Source organism: Ruegeria sp. BH6 (assembly GCF_056538105.1).
In genome coordinates, this window is record NZ_JBQFSR010000001.1 from 750106 (window position 1) to 766294 (window position 16189).

The following is a 16189-nucleotide window of genomic DNA, read 5'->3' on the forward strand; positions in this document are numbered from 1 at the left end:
TTGACCTATTCATTGCGCGGAAACTACATCTCCTTACGGATCAGTATGTCGGCCAGACAAGAGCATGCGTCTTTTGTGCATCGAATTTGATCGCGAGGCAGGTCAAGCGCGTCGCCGAGAGTCCCTATTCTGCCCCCAACGCCGCAAACGCCCCGGAAGATTTCGCCATTCCCCCGGACCCGAAGGGATTCAAGCCCTACGTTGCATTTATATCCACGCCAGCGGTTCATATCCCTAAGAAGGAAGTCATTGGGGCGGAGTATCTCAGTGTGGCCCGACCGCGTGGTTGCGCGCATCACTGATCGAGGTTCCTCACCAACCGGGGCCCTGTCCGAGGGCAAACCCATCGCGAGAACCTGCAACTGGTCGTCGGTGTAGTCGTACAGCTTCACTCCGAAATCTTTCCGCAACGGTTTCAAGGAAATCGAAGCGGTGGGCAGCGCCGCGCGTAATTCCCGCGCATCTTCAAGCGTCTGATCAAAACGATCTGGATGCATCGTCACGTTGATATGAACGGTGATACGGTCAGTCATCGTACCCGCCACTCGGATAAAATGGCTCAGCTCTGCAAATTCGGCATGATAGGTCAGGATAACGCTGTTCAGGCGGCTGTTGATCATCTCCCAAAACCGAAGTGTGCGCGACGCATTGCTGATCAGGCTGACCTTGAACCCTATATCGGACGCATGACCTAGCAGATCAATGATGCGAGGATGCATTGTGGGTTCGCCGCCTGTAAACTGCAGCCAGACAATCTTGCCTAATTCATCCACATAGTGTCGATTTAATTGACGGTACAGATTCAGAACGTCATCGGTTTTCTGCCACTCAAGCGAACCGTCGTGCAAAGCCTTTGGGCAATAACTGCACGCATAGCTGCACGAATTCCCGAGCGTCCAGTCCACCACGACCATGTTGCCACACGCAGGATCGGGGTGGTCAATCAGAGTAAATAGGTCCGGATGGTTCTGGATATCTTCCATTAAAATCCATGCGTTTAGCTAAGTTCCTCCGACAGTGCGACCAGAGTGGTCCTGTGGCCCCCACCAATTTTCCACAGCCTATCTTGAAATTGGAATTGGAACAAAATTTTTTGGGACACTAGGCATCAATGGCGCTTTGGTGGACGGTTTCGGATACCTGAGAACCCATTTCACAAGGCCAATTGCCTATGTTACAGGGCGATTGCGGGTTCGGTCGACTTGTTTTCGAGTGGCCATCTTTTTATAGTTTAAACATAATCTTTTAGAATTTTCGGCGCTAAGGCGTAATCGGTTTGTCGAATTTACAATAAATTAGGGCCTGTTTCGGCGGCCAGTCGGGGGAATTTATGACAAAGGCTAACGGCCCAAGTACTCGACCTAAAGTTGCCAAGAAAACTGCCAATCAAACGGCGGATATTTATGATTTTGTGCAATCCCCCGAGTGGCAGAAGGTGCTTGAAAAAGCGCGGGTAGAACGAGAAAAAAATCTTTCGGCGCCTGCGCAGCAAAACAAAGAGGGTCAACAACCCAAACCGGTTCGCCGTAGGACCAACCAATCAACCACAAATGAGCGTGCCCAAAGCAAGCAAAAGCCATGGTCCGCTCAGGTCGAGGAAGCAAGACACAAAAGAAATGAAGTGCTTGCCCGTCGTGCAGCCGAGTCGAAAAAAGCAGACCCCAGTAGTCCTGAGGCCCGTCAGGGAGATCTGCAAGGCGGAAACAAAGCAACCTCTACACGGACACCGAGACAGGAAGACAAGCCGACCAATCGTGAACAGGCTGATCGTGCAGCTGCTAAACCAGACCAAGCAACAGCCAAGAGCGTTCTGGAAGAAAAGGGCGCAGGGAGGCCGGGCCCGTCTGATGACGCTCTGGCCAGCGAAGACGCGTCCTTAAGCGCGCTGACGAGGGCAGAGTTAAGTTTAATACTGTCTTCCGAGGAAGTTGATCATCGCCTGTCCAAAAAGCTCCTGCAACAGCTGAAAGATCACCAACGGACGCGGCGCAGGATCAGGTGGAGCTTGGTGGCCCTTGGATGCTCCATCGGTGTGGTTGCTTCGTCTTCGATATTTCTGACTTTGTTCGGATTGGGTGTATCGAACCCGATTGAAAGCGCGGCTATTGGGTCTACTGATGGTGAAGCGGCAGACGATTTTGGCCAAACCGGACCATCGCAACCTGATGTGCCGAGTGGAGCAGGGGGCGAAACTGTCATTTCCGCCGATTTGTTCGACGCGTCATCATTGCCGTCGTCATCCGGCGTAGAATTGGAAGAGACGCAGGATTTGAGCAATCTTGCCTCATCAGCGCCCCTTCAGTCCGAGTTGGCGGAAACGGCCGAGATCGTTGAACCCGGCACTCCAAGTCTGGCCCCTAGCGTTCTGTCGTATGTTCCGACGCTTGAACCACCGTTACTACCGGTAGGCGGCGCTGGCTATTTGCCGAGACGAGAGGCTAATCCCAGTTTCCTGCCTTATGAGTTCGAACCAGAGTTTTTTACTACGTCGATCGCTTTGCTGGACGAAGTTTCGGCAGGCTTTGATCCAGTGGCGATTTCGATTGACCCGATCCCGCCCTCGCGGCGGACGACTACTGTTTCTTCTAGCACAGAGGTTGTTGAGCCCAGCACCTCAAGCGTGCCGCCTAGCGTTTTGTCATTTGTTGCGGCGCTTGAACCACCGCTGTTGCCGGTGGGCGGGGCTGGTGACCTACCAAAACAAGAGGCAAACCCGAGTTTTCTGCCTTATGAACTTGAACCAGAGCTTTTCGCTACGCGGATTGCCTTGGTGGATGAGATTTCCACAGAAATTGATCCTTTGACGATTTCGATCGAGCAGATCATTCCCCCGCAGCGCGCGCCCAGCGTGTCTTCACAGCTTGTGTCGTTGCAATCTCCGGTGGCTTTGGAGGTCGCAGAAGATCACCAGTTGCTGTCTAATCTGATCCATGAACCTCAGCCAGATCGTCCTTTGGCGGGTAATCTTGCTGAGCGTCCTTTGAAAGTCGTTTCATCTGATCCTTCTATCCTGCTGGAAGACGTAGCGCTTAGCCCTCCAATCCCACAGGCGCTTACTTTGAAACAGATGCCAACCCCGCTGGATTCGGCCACGCCCGCGGCATTGCCTGCCGAGGATATTGCGGCCCTACCGAGCGAAGATGCCAAGCCATCGAATCCGAGTGCAAGTGGTGGCGGCGCGTCATTCAGGCTCTACGCGCCAAACAAGATTCCCAATGATGCTGTGGACTCATTTGTTGCTGAATTAACAACGACGGGGCATGAACTTAGCGGAACGGCGCGCGTTGGTTACAAAGTATCCCAATCCAATGTGCGGTTCTATCACAGACAGGATGCGGCCAAAGCTGCCGCCCTTGCTAAGGACGCAGGCGCCTTGTTGCGCGATTTCACGGGATCGAAATCCAAAACACCCACCGGGGTGATCGAATTGTATTTGGCCGGCGAAGGTCTTGGCCAAGCTCCCGTCAAACGGGTGGCCAAGAAAAGCCGCCGGACCACAACCCAAAGTAGCCCGGTTAACCGCCTTAAAAGTCAGGTTCTGAAAAAACTCAGGACAACGACAAACTAATGGCGCTATTATAGGGTAAGTGCGAAGGACTAAGTTGAATTGTGAATAGTTAAAAAGTATCGACGGGTTTTTGTAAAATGACTGAAAGCAGACTTATTGGCATAGTAACCGCGCTACTATTTCTGACGACGGCGCAGGATGCGCGCGCTGAGATCACGCTTGAGCATCTCCTTGCCATCGATCAACTCTTGTCGGCCAATGACACCCAGGCGCTACGCTCGTATCTGGAAAGAAATCCCGGATTGCTGACCGGAACCGATGAACTGTCGGTCGAATTGCGCAGCTTTTACGAGGCCGCGTCCACGGGCACTTTGAACTTTGGCTATACCGCCGGACCGACAGCCGGTACCGCGGCTGCTGCGACCGACAACGAGCTGGCGCATTAAAGCTTATGTCGGCGCTTGAGGCCATCAATTGCTCAGTGCGTCCAAAGATCGCCTACATCATTGAACCGCGGTTTTCCGGTGGAACGTCAGCAGCAGTTGCGGCCGAACTGCGGGTGGTTGTGGACTTTGGAACGCTAGAGGTGCACGCGATAACTTCGCGAACTTTTGGCGAAAATCAATCTGTTGCGCCGGCACTGCGGCAGGTGCTGGACGAATTGCACATCCCGTTGATTTGGGATGCACCGCGTATTGGTGCGGATTATGTAATCCTGCACAATCCATCGTTTCTAAAGTTCAACGAGGCACTGAACACCAAAATTTTTGCCCGTGATCTGATCGTTGTGACGCATGAGAACTTCTTGCGTCCGGGCGGCGAGGAAGGGTTCGACGTTTCCGGCTGCCTGAACCAGATTGAGGCGTCATCTTTTGTGCTGAGGCGAACCCTGGCACCGATTTCACCCCATAATCGCAAGACCGTGAACGATTGGTTGGACAGCTCGCGCATGGCAAGGCAGTGGAGGGTTCGGGACACCGACTGGTTCAACATCTGCCATACGGATGTAAGTCCTCCGTGCGAAAAGCCACAGGACCGTCGGGGCAGGCATTCACGACCGGGGTTTGAAAAGTTCCCATCGCTTTCTGACCTCGACATGTGCTTTCCCGAGCATTCTCAAAGCAATGTCATTCTGGGTGCTGATGCCATGCTGAACGCGGGTGTTCTTCGGGCCCATTGGACCTTGCTGCCTTTTGACGCCATTAGTGTGGACGAGTTTTTTGGAATGATCGATTTCTACGTCTATTTTACAGCGCCGACCTGGCAAGAAAGCTTTGGTCGCGTCGTGACCGAAGCGCTGGCCGCTGGCAAAGTGGTTCTTACCAATCCGGAAACCGGGGCAAATTTCGGCGATGGTGTCCTTACGTGTCATCCGGGCGACGTGGACCGGGTCATATCTGATCTGGTCGCTGACCCGCAGCGATATTACGAACAGGTCTCACGGTCGCAAAAGGTGCTGGAGCGTTATTCGGCAGAGAGTTTCAGGGCAATGTTGTCAAATGTCCTGACTGCAGACAGCGGGGTTATGAAATGATTTTCATCGAGGCTGGCACGCGCTCGCTGCGGACCTTTGATGCGCAATTGATCTTTGCCGATCAGCTGACCGCACGCGGTTTTAACGTGTGTATCGATGCCGAATACTTGCCGAAAGACGCAGGTCGCGGCCGGGTTTACGATGCTGCCAAGTTTTTGGTCGATCCGGGCGAGCATGAGGTCGAAAGGGTATTTGTGCTTGGTGCCGAGGAGATTGATGATTTTCTTCTTGCGTCCCTGCGGCAAAGGCAACTGCCGGCGGATGTTCCAGTGGTTGCCACGGGCCGTTTCGAAACGCAGCAAAGTTATATCGGTGCAAAGGCGCGTCTGGCATATGCCCTTGGGCGTGAAGCCACGGTGTTGGACCTTACGGACTTCCAGCCGCGCTCGATGTTACCTTCGGCGGCCTGTCCCTTGGTCGCAGACATTCGGCCAACGGCTCGTTCGGCGGTCGAAAAGCCAAATGTTGCCGTGGTCTTGGGGTCCATGGAACTTGACGCGCCCGAGACTCTCTCTTGCTTGGCCCGGATGAGCAATCGCAGTGACTATACTCTGCAACTTATCGTCAACGGGGCGCAGAACAAGGTGATCAATGAGTCGCCCTTTCATGATCTGCCGACTATTTTGTATACCGATCTTTCCGCCCGTATTCTGGCAAAAACGACAGATGTCCTGGTGATGTTTGGTCATGGTGTCGCCGGGGTTCGCATGGCCGCGCTTGCAGTCGAACTGATCGCCACTGGTGGGGTCGCGATAGATTGCACGGATGATGAGGCCATTGTGTCCTCTGGCGCCCCGGCTTTGATCGGGCCCAAAACGCCGCTTGCCCTGGACGGGTACCTCACAGGGAAGATACTTGAAAACCTTGCCGGGGTGGCTGAACAGGCGACAAAATCCCAGTGGCTGCATTCGGTGGACATTTCCCGTTTGGAAAAGGCAGCAGACCTAAAGCCCCAAAAACAGGAACCTATTCGAACGGCACAGCGAACAGTGTTTTTTCCAACCAACGGGGTTGGATTGGGGCACGCTCAGCGATGCGCTATCATTGCCAAAGAATTGCCGGATGATATGGCCCCGATTTTTGCGGCCTTTCCCAGCTGCGTTCCACTTGTGCGCCGCGAAGGCTTGGACAGTATCCCTCTGGTTCAGCGGACTGAAGTATCAGCCAACTTTAATGGCAACGATATCCTGACTTACCGCCGACTTGGCGCAGCGCTGCAGGAAAATGACAGGTTGGTGTTTGACGGCGGCTATGTCTTTGATTCCGTCTACCGAACGATCCTTGAGCGCAACTTGTCGGCGGTTTGGATACGGCGTGGGTTGTGGTCTGATGGGCGGTCCAGGCCAAGAATGCTCCAGCGTGAGGCCGTATTCGACAAGGTCATAGTGCCATCCGAAGCCTTTGAAGAGCTAAACGACACCTACAGTTACGGCGATCACGTTCGCAATGTTGGCCCGATCTTTCGCCATGTGGTTCAGTCGGATGATGAACGCCAAGGACTTAGGCATCGGCTGGCTGAACGGTTTGGGCGTGACTTCGATCACCTGGTTGTCAGCATGTTAGGCGGCGGCGTGGCGTCGGACCGGTCAGCGCAACTTCAGGCAATTTCCGGGATGCTTGAGGACCGGTCAGATTGTTTGCACCTTGTCGTAACCTGGCCGGGCAGCAAGGTTCAGCCGGCCACCTTCGGTTGGTCAAATACTCACGTTGTTCAGACCTTTGAGGCCACAACCCTTTGCCTGGCCGCGGATTTGGTCATTTCGGCGGCGGGATACAATTCTGTTCTCGAGATCCTGTACAACAAAATTCCGGCAATCCTGATCCCCCAATCAGCACCGTATCTGGACAATCAGGAGCGACGCGCCCAGGCGTTGGCTGACCGCGACCTGTGCGCGATCATCACCGAAAAAGAGTTCATGAAACTCGAGCGAACGGTTTCAGACTGTTTGGATCAAGATGATCTGGAGGTCTATCGGACCGCGTTGAATAAAATTGAATTGCCAGAACCTGGGGCGGCGAAAGCGGCCGAAATCATTGCAGAGGCCAAGTGCAGAAAATGACAGATATTTCATGGTACGATATCCTAAGCAGAACAACGCCTAAACGACCTGTTCAATTGGATGATCTGATCTCTGGCGATCAAGAACCCAAGCCGCACGGGAATGTTGTATTTCCTGAAGTGGGCCTGATCCCTTCCGTTGCTCTTTGGGAGCGGGATGAGGGCGGGCCAACGCATATCGGTGTTCGGATCGTGAGCCCCATGAAATCAGTGTACAATGTAGCGAGATTTCTTGCTGCAGCTGCGTTGGAGCGCGAGGTGTATCCGGTCATTCTAAGCCGCATAGATTACAGCGGATTTGAGCAGTTCGGCTTCCGCGTTGAGCGCGTACCGGATGAACCGATGGCTGCGCAGTTCGCTGAAGAAGAGATCCGAAAATTCTGGGATCTGGCGATCATTATCGACGGCGACGATGTCGGGCTTTGGGCCGGTCAAAAGGCTCAGTCCCAGAGCCCGGCGGATAACAGCAAATGACCGTACAGTGTTATGAGCCGGGGCAGGGCGGTCGCCGGTGTTACACCGACCGTGTCAGTCCACCGTCTACTCGGATGTTCTGGCCGGTGATATATGCTCCACCGTCCGACGCTAGAAAAGCTACGGTTGCTGCGATTTCGTCATACGCCTTGCCATATCGTTCCATCGGGATGCGGGCCTTCCAGTCCGGGTTTTCCGGCAGGCTGTCAATGAAGCCCGGCAGCACGTTGTTCATGCGCACATTGTCAGTCGCATGTTTGTCTGCGAACAATTTGGTGTAGGCTGCCAGACCCGCCCGCATCACACCAGACGTTGGAAACACCGGGTCGGGTTCGAACGCCGCGAAGGTCGAGATGTTGATGATTGCTCCGGACTTTTGGTCAATCATGATCGGGGCGATGATCCGCGTGGCCCTTACCGCGTTGAGGAAATAGACCTCTAGCCCTTCGTGCCAGTCGTCATCACTGATCTCGAGGACCGGGGCGCGGGGGCCGTGACCAGCTGAATTCACCAACACATCAACGCGACCCCAGCGGTCCATGGTCATGTCCACCAACCTTTGCATGTCTGCGCTGGACCTGTTGGTGCCGGTCAAGCCGATGCCGCCCAATTCAGTCGCCAAAGCTTCGCCTTTACCCGATGATGACAGGATGGCGACGTTGAACCCATCAGCTTCCAAACGACGGGCGCTTTCCGCGCCCATGCCGCTGCCGCCGCCCATAATGATTGCGACTTTGTTGTCCGTCATGTTGCACCTCATTGTGTCTACTTAGGATGAAAAATGGCGTCAGCGGCGACGTTTGACCAATCAGTAATTCTGCCTTAACCTTGTAGAAAATCTATTCTGTTGAATCCCTAACCATGCGTAATTTACCTCCCTTGAACGCATTAAAGGCGTTTGAAGCATCAGGGCGCCATCTGAACTTCAGTCGGGCCGCTGATGAGTTGGGCGTCACGCAAGGCGCTGTGGCCCAACAGGTGCGGTCGCTTGAGGAAATATTGCAAATCAAACTGTTCCACAGGCAGGCCAGAGGGCTGTCCCTGACTGATGAGGGCCGGGCCTATCTTGCACCGCTCCGTCGCGCCTTTGACTTGATGGCCGAGGCAACCGCAAACTTGTCACCGCAAGACGTTGTTGCCACGATCAGTTCAACCCCTTCTTTTGCTACACGGTGGTTGGTGCCGAGATTGGGGTATTTCGCACAGGATCATCCCGATATCCGGCTACGTCTGGATGCGTCGAACACGCTGGCGAATTTCCAGACGGACGGGGTCGATATTGCGATCCGACAGGGTAAGCCACCGTTTGGTCCGGGATTGGTCTCCGTGCCTTTGTTTTCTGCAGAGTTGATCGCTGTCTGCCATCCTGATCTCGCGTCAGGGCATAGCCCCATTCAGTCGCCTGCAGACCTGATCAACCATGTTCTGCTCGAAGACACCCATGGCCAGTGGCCCCTGTTTCTGGAGGCCGCTTTGGGAGAGGTGCCTGTATCCGGGCTAAAGACCATGGCGTTCAGCCAGACTTCGCTGGCCATCGATGCTGCAATCGCCGGGCAGGGCATCGCGCTGGCCAACCGGGAATTTGTCGCTGGGGACCTTGAGGCCGGGCGCTTGTGCCAACCCGTTTCTTTTGCAACCCCGGTGCAAGAAGGGTACCACGTCGTCACCCAACGCACGCCCAGACAGGCAAAGGTCGCCGAGGCGGTTCGGAACTGGTTGATCAAACAGGTTCAGGAAGCGTCATCGCTAGTTCAGGCTGAAACAAAGGTGAATTGTCACGGAAATCAGAACGCCCTATGAAGGGCACTGATTTTAGCACTAAGTGCCCTTGCGGCGCACGTTTCTCATGATTGGGACCTGACAGACATGATTGACCTAAGCGGCCACACCCCGCTGCGCGAAAGCCGCAACTACAAGATTTTCCAACACCCTGAAATTGAATGCGCGTTGTTGAAAGTTCGGGTGGATGAACCTATTCGACATCATGCGATTCCGCGATATGCGGCCTGGCGCTATGGCAATCTGCGGCAGTGGAATCGAGAAGCGAACGAATATCTGGCCGCGTTGAATCGCGGCTGCCCGGAAATCGAACGCCTCGCGCGGTTCATGGGGTATGCGCCGACGTCGCAAGGCCCGGCATTGGTTGTTGAAAAACTGACTGGTTCAGATGGTGGGCTTGCGCCGACCCTGCAATCCGAAAAGCGTGCGGTTGCGTCGGACAGGGAGGCGCGCCAACGGCTGCATGATGAGTTCATGGAACTGATGGACGATCTCAAAAAAGGGCAGATCATTGTCGGTGACATGGGGTTTGAAAACATCGTCCGCGCGCAGGAACGCGGCGGAAAGCTGGTCATCATCGACGGGCTAGGTGAACGGGTGATGTTCCCGCTTGTTTTGTTCAGCAAGTTGGCGTTTCACAAGTCGATTGAACGTCGCCGGGAACGTATGTCCAAAGCGTTCAATCTCGGGACGAGTTAACTCAGCCTGCGTCGGTCACAGGCATCGTGGTCTCAACCTCTTTACGGATTTCCTGAATGAGAGCTATTGCAGCCGGGTTTCGGCGCTTTAGATGCGTGCGCGCGACAAAGGCGATACGGGGCGGAACAGGGAAAAGCTTGTCGATGATTTCCATGTCCGAAGTGATGTGCATTCCGTTCAACAATGCGACACCCAAACCCGACCGCACCGCCGATTGGATGCCCGCCGCACTCGGGCACTCCAGAACGTTATCGAACTGGTGCAGCTTTTGTCCCATGCCCCATTGTTTATAAAAACACTGGCTATCGAAGGATAGAAAAGGCACAGGCGAGGATAAATCCGGGTGAAATTCCGGCGACTTGACCCAGTGCAGCGTGTCTTCAAACAGGATCAAATCGTCAGGCAGAATGTCCTTACGAAAGATCTGCATCACCGCCACATCCAGCTCTCCGGCTTTCAACCAGGACTGCACGTTTAGGCTTTGACTGGTGCGGGTGCGGACACGAATGTCAGGGTACAACCGCGTGAAACGACCCACAATTCGGGCGATGTCGCTTGTGGCGGTGTCCTCGGTCATGCCCAGGCGGATGGTTCCGGTCAGAGCTTTCTTGCCCAAAGATGACAACGCTTCGTCATGCAAATCGGTGATCCGGCGCGCATAGTCGCACAGCCGTTGACCGGCCTCGGTAAACAAAGGGCTACCGGCGCGGCGGGCCAGCAAGTTACAATCCAACGCCTGCTCTAGCCGACGGATTTTGTGGCTGACCGCAGATTGAGACAACGCCAGATGTTCCGCTGCGCGGGTCACGCCACCATGTGCCGCAATGGCCAGCAGGGCGCGTAGGGCGTCAATTTCTAGGCGTTCGTTCATTTTCCGATCTATGACAAAAAAAGATCACAGAATGACAATCATTCATTTGAGTCACATGATAACCTTGGTCTAGTCACAGGAAAAGACAAAACATCAAAGGCCCAAAATGACATTTTTTATCACTGAGCCCGCTCCGATAAACCGCATGACAGGACAGGGGTGAAGCATGGAAAAACTCGAAACCTCGCGTCGCAGTCTGACTACGGTGTTTGAAATCACCGGGTCCGTGTTGGCGATGGCCTATGCCTTGCTGATCGCCTCGAATATCGGGGCGGAGCTGTTGGGGTTTACGCTTCTGCTATTGTCGTCGGGTCTGTTCGCAACCTGGGCTGTGATCGACCGTCGCTGGACATTTCTGTTGCTACAGGGGTTTTACGCAACATCAGCCATCATCGGGTTGATCCGCTGGGCTTGAAACTTCGCTTAGGGCAGCGGCGGATTTCCTGCTAGGACAGGTCCATGCGGACTGAAAACAGAATCGAGATCGGCTTTTTGCTGTTTGATGGCTTTCCCATGGCATGCCTGACCTCGGTGATCGAGCCGCTGCGGGCGGCCAATGAAATCGCGGGGCAAGAAGCGTTCCTCTGGTCGCTGATTTCCGAGAATGGCCAAAAGGTCCAATCCAGTGCAGGTGTCGGATTCGAAGCCGAGCGATCTCTGGCAGCCTGCAAGGACATTGACATTATTTTCCTTCTCAGCAGTCCGACTTCGGTCTTCGACAACCCGAGTTTTGGCAACGGTGCCCTGCGCAGTCTAGGTCGCCACGGGACGGTTCTGGGCGGGATCAGCGCAGGTGTTTTTCCGTTGGTTCGGTCGGGTGTCATGCAGGGTCATCCGGTGTCAGTTCATTGGTGTTATGAGGCCGCGTTCGAAGCGGAATTCCCTGACATGGATGCCCGCAGTGAAGTGATCGTCAGAGATGCCAGTCGAACAACCGTTTCGGGCGCGGCGGCAGGGTTTGATCTGGCATTGCATCTTATTCAGGATAGGCTGGGTGGGGACGTCGCACATGAAGTCGCCTGTTGGTTCCAGCACCCGATGATGCGCGGCGCCGGTGTTCAACAGCAGGTGCCCAGAGCAACTGCGCCCGACACGGGCGATAACCTGCCGCCTCTGGTTTCCCGCAGTGTTGCGTTGTTCGCTGCGCATATGAGCGAGCCGATTTCCGTGGCAGAGGTGGCGCAGCGGATGGGGGTGACGCCCCGACAGATCGAACGGGCTTTCAAACAGGCAACCAGTCAAAGCCCCAGCCACTATTACCGCGCCATGCGTATGAAGGCTGCGCGGCAGATGGTGGTTTATACCAAAGACCCGATACCCCAGATCGCCTCAGCCGTCGGGTACAGTTCGGTCGCGCCTCTGGTGACGCACTATCGGGCGGCTTTCGGGCTAAGCCCCAGCGAAGATCGCCGCAGAATCAACCGTTTTCGCGTTGAAGATAACGCCCCGCTCCCGTCGGTCTGACCGATGGATCAAAGTGCCGAGCGCATCGCCGTCAAAAGGGCATGATGCAGTGAACCGGCCGAGGATCGTGGACCGTAGAAACTGAAGCTCTCGGGTGTTCGGCACAGAACAAAACAACCGATATGATGGATCGAACAGCGCGCCGCGCTGCCTGGGTCAAGCTTGCGCAGATCAAGCTGGCACAGGAGTTCCAGAACCGTAGGAATATGATCTCCGTTCAGGTCGAACCGCGTCCAACCGTCCGTTTGCTCGGTGACCGAGGCGGCATCTCCCATGGCGGTTTTGACCTGTTCGGCAAGCGCTTCGTGGGTGTCAAAGGGGGCCTCAATCATCCATTGATCGGGGCCGGCCCAGAACGCGCTGATCGTTGTACCGGCCCAGCGACCAATATCGGGGATGGGGGCATCGATCAACTTGGCCAGAGAAGTGGCAGTATTGTCTTCCTGCCCCATCCGGGCCGCGACCGAAGCCAGCGCCACGCCGGGCACTTCGGTACATGTGACACCTCCGACGGTGTCCACGTGTGGGTCAGTCCCGCCCAGGGCGGTTGTAGCAACAAGATCATGCACGTAGACGCTCTCCTTCAGGGTCGACGAAATGGGCCGAGACAAGTTCCACCTCGACGGTCAGGTCAGTCAGGGGGGAGACCAGACGCATTTTCTCGCCCAGCCGCTCGGCCCCGTTTTTCACGAGGCCCAGACCGATATTGCTGTTGAGGATCGGCGAGTAGACAGCCGAAGTGACATACCCCTGATCATGCGCCGCATCGACCGGGCCTTCGCTGTTCATCAGATGCCCGCCTGCTGTGACCTTATCTTCGGGTTGCAGAGGTTTGATCCCGACAAGTCGCAGGACATCCGGCTCGACCAGAGCTTCGCGTTCGGACAGGACCGAACCGATGCTGTCTTTCTTCTTTGACACCATTTTGCCCAAGCCAAGGTTCAGTGCCGTGGTGGTGCCGTTGAGTTCACTTCCTGCGGCATGGCCTTTTTCGACCCGCATCACGCCCAGCGCTTCGGTGCCGTATGGCACCACGTCAAATTCCTCACCCTCGGCCATCAGCCGCCGCATCAGCGCGTCGCCATAACGTGAGGGCGCCGCGATTTCGTAGGCCAGCTCGCCTGAGAACGAGATTCGGAACAACCGCGCCCGTAGCCCACCGCAGACGGTGACGTTGCCACAGGCCATGAACGGGAAGGCGTCGTTCGAGAGATCAAACTCTGGGTCCACGATCTTTTGCAGCAGTTTGCGCGAATTGGGGCCGGCCACGGCGTACTGTGCCCAGGCTTCGGTGGTTGAAATCAACTGCACATCCATGTCCGGATACAGGCACTGGCGCGCAAATTCCATGTGGCGGTAGACACTTACAGCGTTCGCCGTGGTTGTGGTGACGACGAAGTGGTCCTCGGCCATCCGCGCGGCGGTGCCGTCATCCATGACCATTCCGTCTTCGCGCAGCATCAGTCCGTATCGGGTTTTTCCTACGGCCAGCTTTGCGAAGCCATTGGCGTAGATGCGGTTCAGAAACTCGGCCGCATCGGTGCCCTGCACGTCGATCTTGCCCAGTGTCGTACAATCGCACACCCCGACCGAGGCGCGGGTTTGGCGTACCTCACGATCCACGGACTGCCGCCAATGGGTTTCACCGGGCAGGGGGAACCACTGCGCACGCAGCCAGTTGCCAACCTCGACAAACACGGCGCCGCGTTCCTTGGCCCAATAGTGCGAGGGCGTCAGGCGGGTCGGGTGAAATTCCTGCCCCTTCATCCGGCCCGCGAAAGTGCCAATCGGCACGGGCGTGTAAGGCGGGCGGAAGATGGTGGTTCCGACCTCGGGGATCGACTTGCCGGCCACCTCGGCCATGATCGCAAGGCCGGTGATGTTCGAGGTCTTGCCCTGATCCGTTGCCATGCCCAGCGTGGTATAGCGTTTCAGGTGCTCGACTGATCGGAACCCTTCCTGATAGCTGAGCTTGACGTCCTTAACGGTTACGTCGTTCTGCTGATCCACCCAGGCGCGTTTGCATCCTTGCACATACCAGAATGGCGTTTGCGAGACAGGAGCATCCTCAGCTTCGGGCAAGTCGGGCAGGACACCTGTCAGTTCCAGCGCGTTGGCCGCGCCTTCCGCACCGGATTGCAGGGCGCCATGTGTCGACATCACCCCGTTTGCAGCACCAGCAACCGACTGTCCGACGGGCAGTTTTTCTCCGGGCACAAAGGCGGCCAAAGCGTCATCCCAGACCGGACGTCCGCGTTGATGGCATGTCATATGCACGTTCGGGTTCCAGCCGCCGGACACGCCCAGCGCCCCGCTTTCCAGAGTACGGGTTGAGCCGTCAGCCACAGCGACCTCGACAAAGGTCAGCCCGTGGCGGCCTTTAGTATCAATGACTTGTGCGCCTTTCAGGACCTCATAGTCATAGCAGGTAGGTGCGTCCTCGCGCACATCTACGACGGCAGTGATTGTGACGCCCTTGGCATGCAGATCGGCTGCGGTGCGATGGCCGTCATCATTGTTGGTAAAGATCGCCACACGTTGCGACGCGGTGGCAGCGAACCGGTTGGCATAGGTTCGCAATGCGCTGGCCATCATGATGCCGGGCCGGTCGTTGTTTTCGAACGCGATGGGGCGCTCCGTGGCTCCGGCACAAAGCAGTGCTTTTTGAGTGTAAATACGCCATAGAATCTGACGGGGTTTGCCCACTGGTAGGGTGGCTAAATGATCCCCAGTCCGTTCCACTGCGCCATAGACGCCATGGTCAAACGCGCCGATGACTGTGGTGCGCGGCATAAGCCTGACGTTGGGCAAAGACGATAGCTCTGCAACCGCTTGAGCCGCCCAGTCCGGGGCGCTGTGGTCACCCAGCGCATAGGTCTCGCTGTTTAGACGTCCGCCAAGGGTGAAATCCTCATCCGCCAGAATAACGTCTGCCCCGGCACGTCCTGCGGTCAGGGCAGCCATCAGGCCAGAGGGTCCAGCGCCGATGATCAGCAGATCGCAGTGACGGAACCCTTTGTCGTATTCATCCGGGTCAGCCTCTTGCGACAGCGATCCCAAACCGGCGGCGCGGCGGATCATCGGTTCGTAGAGCTTTTCCCAGAACGCGGCAGGCCACATGAAGGTCTTGTAGTAAAACCCTGCCGACAGGAAGTTCGAGAACATATCGTTCACGGCCAGCGCGTCGAATTTCAGGCTGGGCCAGCGGTTCTGCGACTTCGCCTCAAGCCCGTCGAACATTTCAATTGTTGTGGCGCGGGTGTTGGGTTCCTTGCGGGCACCGGTGCGCAGTTCGACCATGCCGTTGGGTTCTTCAGACCCGGCGGTCAGCAGCCCGCGCGGGCGATGGTATTTGAACGACCGCCCGATCAGCCGCACATCGTTGGCCATCAAGGCCGAGGCCAGAGTATCGCCGGGATGCGCGGTATAGTTGCGCCCGTCAAATTTGAAGGACAAAGAGGTGTTGCGGTCGATCTGGCCGCCATTCAGCCGGTTTGTCTGCGTCATTTGGATCGCCCCCGTGCGCGGGCCACGTCGCGGGCCAGTTCCACCTTTGAAATCTCATGCGTCAGCGTGTTGCGCGTGACGACCAGCCAGGATCGGTCTCCGGCCTCGTGATACCATAGCTCTTGATGCTCGCCGGCGGGGTTGTCGCGGACATAGCCGTATTCATAGAACGCCTCAGCTGCGTTTTCAGACTGCCAGTCCGGGCGGTCGATCAGCGACGCGTCACCCAGATAGGTGAATTCCGAGGCATCGCGCGGACCCAAAAGGGGATGGTTGATAATCATTGTACAGTCC

At 56.2% G+C, this 16189-nt stretch carries 15 protein-coding genes; 9 read left to right on the forward strand and 6 right to left on the reverse strand.

Translation table 11 applies throughout. From position 1 onward, the window contains the following. Positions 1-23: 23 nt before the first annotated feature. Positions 24-983 (reverse strand): radical SAM protein, encoded by a 960-nt coding sequence (locus tag ACR0B8_RS03705; protein ID WP_226688543.1) that lies wholly within the window; start codon positions 981-983, stop codon positions 24-26. Positions 984-2008: 1025 nt separating this feature from the next. Here ACR0B8_RS03705 and ACR0B8_RS03710 point away from each other — a divergent pair. From ACR0B8_RS03710 to ACR0B8_RS03730, 5 genes are all read left to right on the forward strand, one after another. Next, the gene (locus ACR0B8_RS03710) at positions 2009-3568 is read left to right on the forward strand and encodes a hypothetical protein (protein ID WP_480657714.1); all 1560 of its coding nucleotides are present in this window, start codon (positions 2009-2011) and stop codon (positions 3566-3568) included. A gap of 77 nt (positions 3569-3645) precedes the next feature. Further along, complete coding sequence (locus tag ACR0B8_RS03715; protein ID WP_170348487.1) at positions 3646-3954, forward strand: hypothetical protein; 309 nt, start codon at positions 3646-3648, stop codon at positions 3952-3954. 5 nt (positions 3955-3959) lie between these two features. Beyond that, a complete protein-coding gene (locus ACR0B8_RS03720) occupies positions 3960-5042 on the forward strand; it encodes a glycosyltransferase family protein (RefSeq protein WP_226688542.1) in 1083 nt (360 codons plus the stop codon). After that, on the forward strand, positions 5039-7102 hold the full coding sequence (locus ACR0B8_RS03725; protein ID WP_226688541.1) for a glycosyltransferase: 2064 nt from the start codon (positions 5039-5041) through the stop codon (positions 7100-7102). The genes ACR0B8_RS03720 and ACR0B8_RS03725 overlap by 4 nt, the downstream gene beginning before the upstream one ends. Beyond that, complete coding sequence (locus ACR0B8_RS03730) at positions 7099-7575, forward strand: hypothetical protein (RefSeq protein ID WP_226688540.1); 477 nt, start codon at positions 7099-7101, stop codon at positions 7573-7575. The genes ACR0B8_RS03725 and ACR0B8_RS03730 overlap by 4 nt, the downstream gene beginning before the upstream one ends. 40 nt (positions 7576-7615) lie before the next feature. Here the strand turns inward: ACR0B8_RS03730 and ACR0B8_RS03735 are convergent, their stop codons facing one another. Further along, complete coding sequence (locus ACR0B8_RS03735) at positions 7616-8323, reverse strand: SDR family oxidoreductase (protein ID WP_170358145.1); 708 nt, start codon at positions 8321-8323, stop codon at positions 7616-7618. Between the two features lie 113 nt (positions 8324-8436). Between ACR0B8_RS03735 and gcvA the strand changes: the two genes are divergently transcribed. Next, positions 8437-9375, forward strand: coding sequence for a transcriptional regulator GcvA (gcvA, locus tag ACR0B8_RS03740; protein WP_226688539.1), 939 nt, complete (start codon positions 8437-8439; stop codon positions 9373-9375). A 66-nt stretch (positions 9376-9441) separates the two neighbouring features. After that, positions 9442-10053, forward strand: a complete 612-nt coding sequence (locus ACR0B8_RS03745; RefSeq protein ID WP_170358149.1) for a YrbL family protein — start codon at positions 9442-9444, stop codon at positions 10051-10053. Between the two features lies 1 nt (position 10054). On the opposite strand, the gene ACR0B8_RS03750 is transcribed toward ACR0B8_RS03745, so the two are convergent. Then, positions 10055-10924: a LysR family transcriptional regulator gene (locus tag ACR0B8_RS03750; protein WP_226688538.1), complete on the reverse strand. Its 870-nt coding sequence runs from the start codon at positions 10922-10924 to the stop codon at positions 10055-10057. A gap of 166 nt (positions 10925-11090) precedes the next feature. On the opposite strand from ACR0B8_RS03750, the gene ACR0B8_RS03755 reads away from it, so the two are divergent. Together ACR0B8_RS03755 and ACR0B8_RS03760 are read left to right on the forward strand one after the other, a co-directional pair. Continuing rightward, positions 11091-11339 (forward strand): hypothetical protein, encoded by a 249-nt coding sequence (locus tag ACR0B8_RS03755; RefSeq protein ID WP_226688537.1) that lies wholly within the window; start codon positions 11091-11093, stop codon positions 11337-11339. Positions 11340-11383: 44 nt separating this feature from the next. After that, a complete protein-coding gene (locus ACR0B8_RS03760; protein WP_226688536.1) occupies positions 11384-12388 on the forward strand; it encodes a GlxA family transcriptional regulator in 1005 nt (334 codons plus the stop codon). An 8-nt stretch (positions 12389-12396) separates the two neighbouring features. On the opposite strand, the gene ACR0B8_RS03765 is transcribed toward ACR0B8_RS03760, so the two are convergent. From ACR0B8_RS03765 to ACR0B8_RS03775, 3 genes are read right to left on the reverse strand one after another with little or no spacing between them, the layout of a single operon-like run. Beyond that, positions 12397-12957 (reverse strand): sarcosine oxidase subunit gamma, encoded by a 561-nt coding sequence (locus tag ACR0B8_RS03765; RefSeq protein WP_226688535.1) that lies wholly within the window; start codon positions 12955-12957, stop codon positions 12397-12399. Next, positions 12950-15895, reverse strand: coding sequence for a sarcosine oxidase subunit alpha family protein (locus tag ACR0B8_RS03770; RefSeq protein WP_480657710.1), 2946 nt, complete (start codon positions 15893-15895; stop codon positions 12950-12952). Before ACR0B8_RS03770 ends, ACR0B8_RS03765 begins: the two co-directional genes overlap by 8 nt. Then, complete coding sequence (locus ACR0B8_RS03775; RefSeq protein ID WP_170393802.1) at positions 15892-16179, reverse strand: sarcosine oxidase subunit delta; 288 nt, start codon at positions 16177-16179, stop codon at positions 15892-15894. Before ACR0B8_RS03775 ends, ACR0B8_RS03770 begins: the two co-directional genes overlap by 4 nt. Between the last annotated feature and the right edge of the window lie 10 nt (positions 16180-16189).

Bases quoted from the DNA above. Each gene is read 5' to 3' on its own strand.
- ACR0B8_RS03705 (WP_226688543.1), bottom strand. From the start codon at position 983: ATGGAAGATATCCAGAACCATCCGGACCTATTTACTCTGATTGACCAC.
- ACR0B8_RS03715 (WP_170348487.1), top strand. From the start codon at position 3,646: ATGACTGAAAGCAGACTTATTGGCATAGTAACCGCGCTACTATTTCTG.
- ACR0B8_RS03720 (WP_226688542.1), top strand. From the start codon at position 3,960: ATGTCGGCGCTTGAGGCCATCAATTGCTCAGTGCGTCCAAAGATCGCC.
- ACR0B8_RS03725 (WP_226688541.1), top strand. From the start codon at position 5,039: ATGATTTTCATCGAGGCTGGCACGCGCTCGCTGCGGACCTTTGATGCG.
- ACR0B8_RS03730 (WP_226688540.1), top strand. From the start codon at position 7,099: ATGACAGATATTTCATGGTACGATATCCTAAGCAGAACAACGCCTAAA.
- ACR0B8_RS03735 (WP_170358145.1), bottom strand. From the start codon at position 8,323: ATGACGGACAACAAAGTCGCAATCATTATGGGCGGCGGCAGCGGCATG.
- gcvA (WP_226688539.1), top strand. From the start codon at position 8,437: ATGCGTAATTTACCTCCCTTGAACGCATTAAAGGCGTTTGAAGCATCA.
- ACR0B8_RS03745 (WP_170358149.1), top strand. From the start codon at position 9,442: ATGATTGACCTAAGCGGCCACACCCCGCTGCGCGAAAGCCGCAACTAC.
- ACR0B8_RS03750 (WP_226688538.1), bottom strand. From the start codon at position 10,924: ATGAACGAACGCCTAGAAATTGACGCCCTACGCGCCCTGCTGGCCATT.
- ACR0B8_RS03755 (WP_226688537.1), top strand. From the start codon at position 11,091: ATGGAAAAACTCGAAACCTCGCGTCGCAGTCTGACTACGGTGTTTGAA.
- ACR0B8_RS03760 (WP_226688536.1), top strand. From the start codon at position 11,384: ATGCGGACTGAAAACAGAATCGAGATCGGCTTTTTGCTGTTTGATGGC.
- ACR0B8_RS03770 (WP_480657710.1), bottom strand. From the start codon at position 15,895: ATGACGCAGACAAACCGGCTGAATGGCGGCCAGATCGACCGCAACACC.
- ACR0B8_RS03775 (WP_170393802.1), bottom strand. From the start codon at position 16,179: ATGATTATCAACCATCCCCTTTTGGGTCCGCGCGATGCCTCGGAATTC.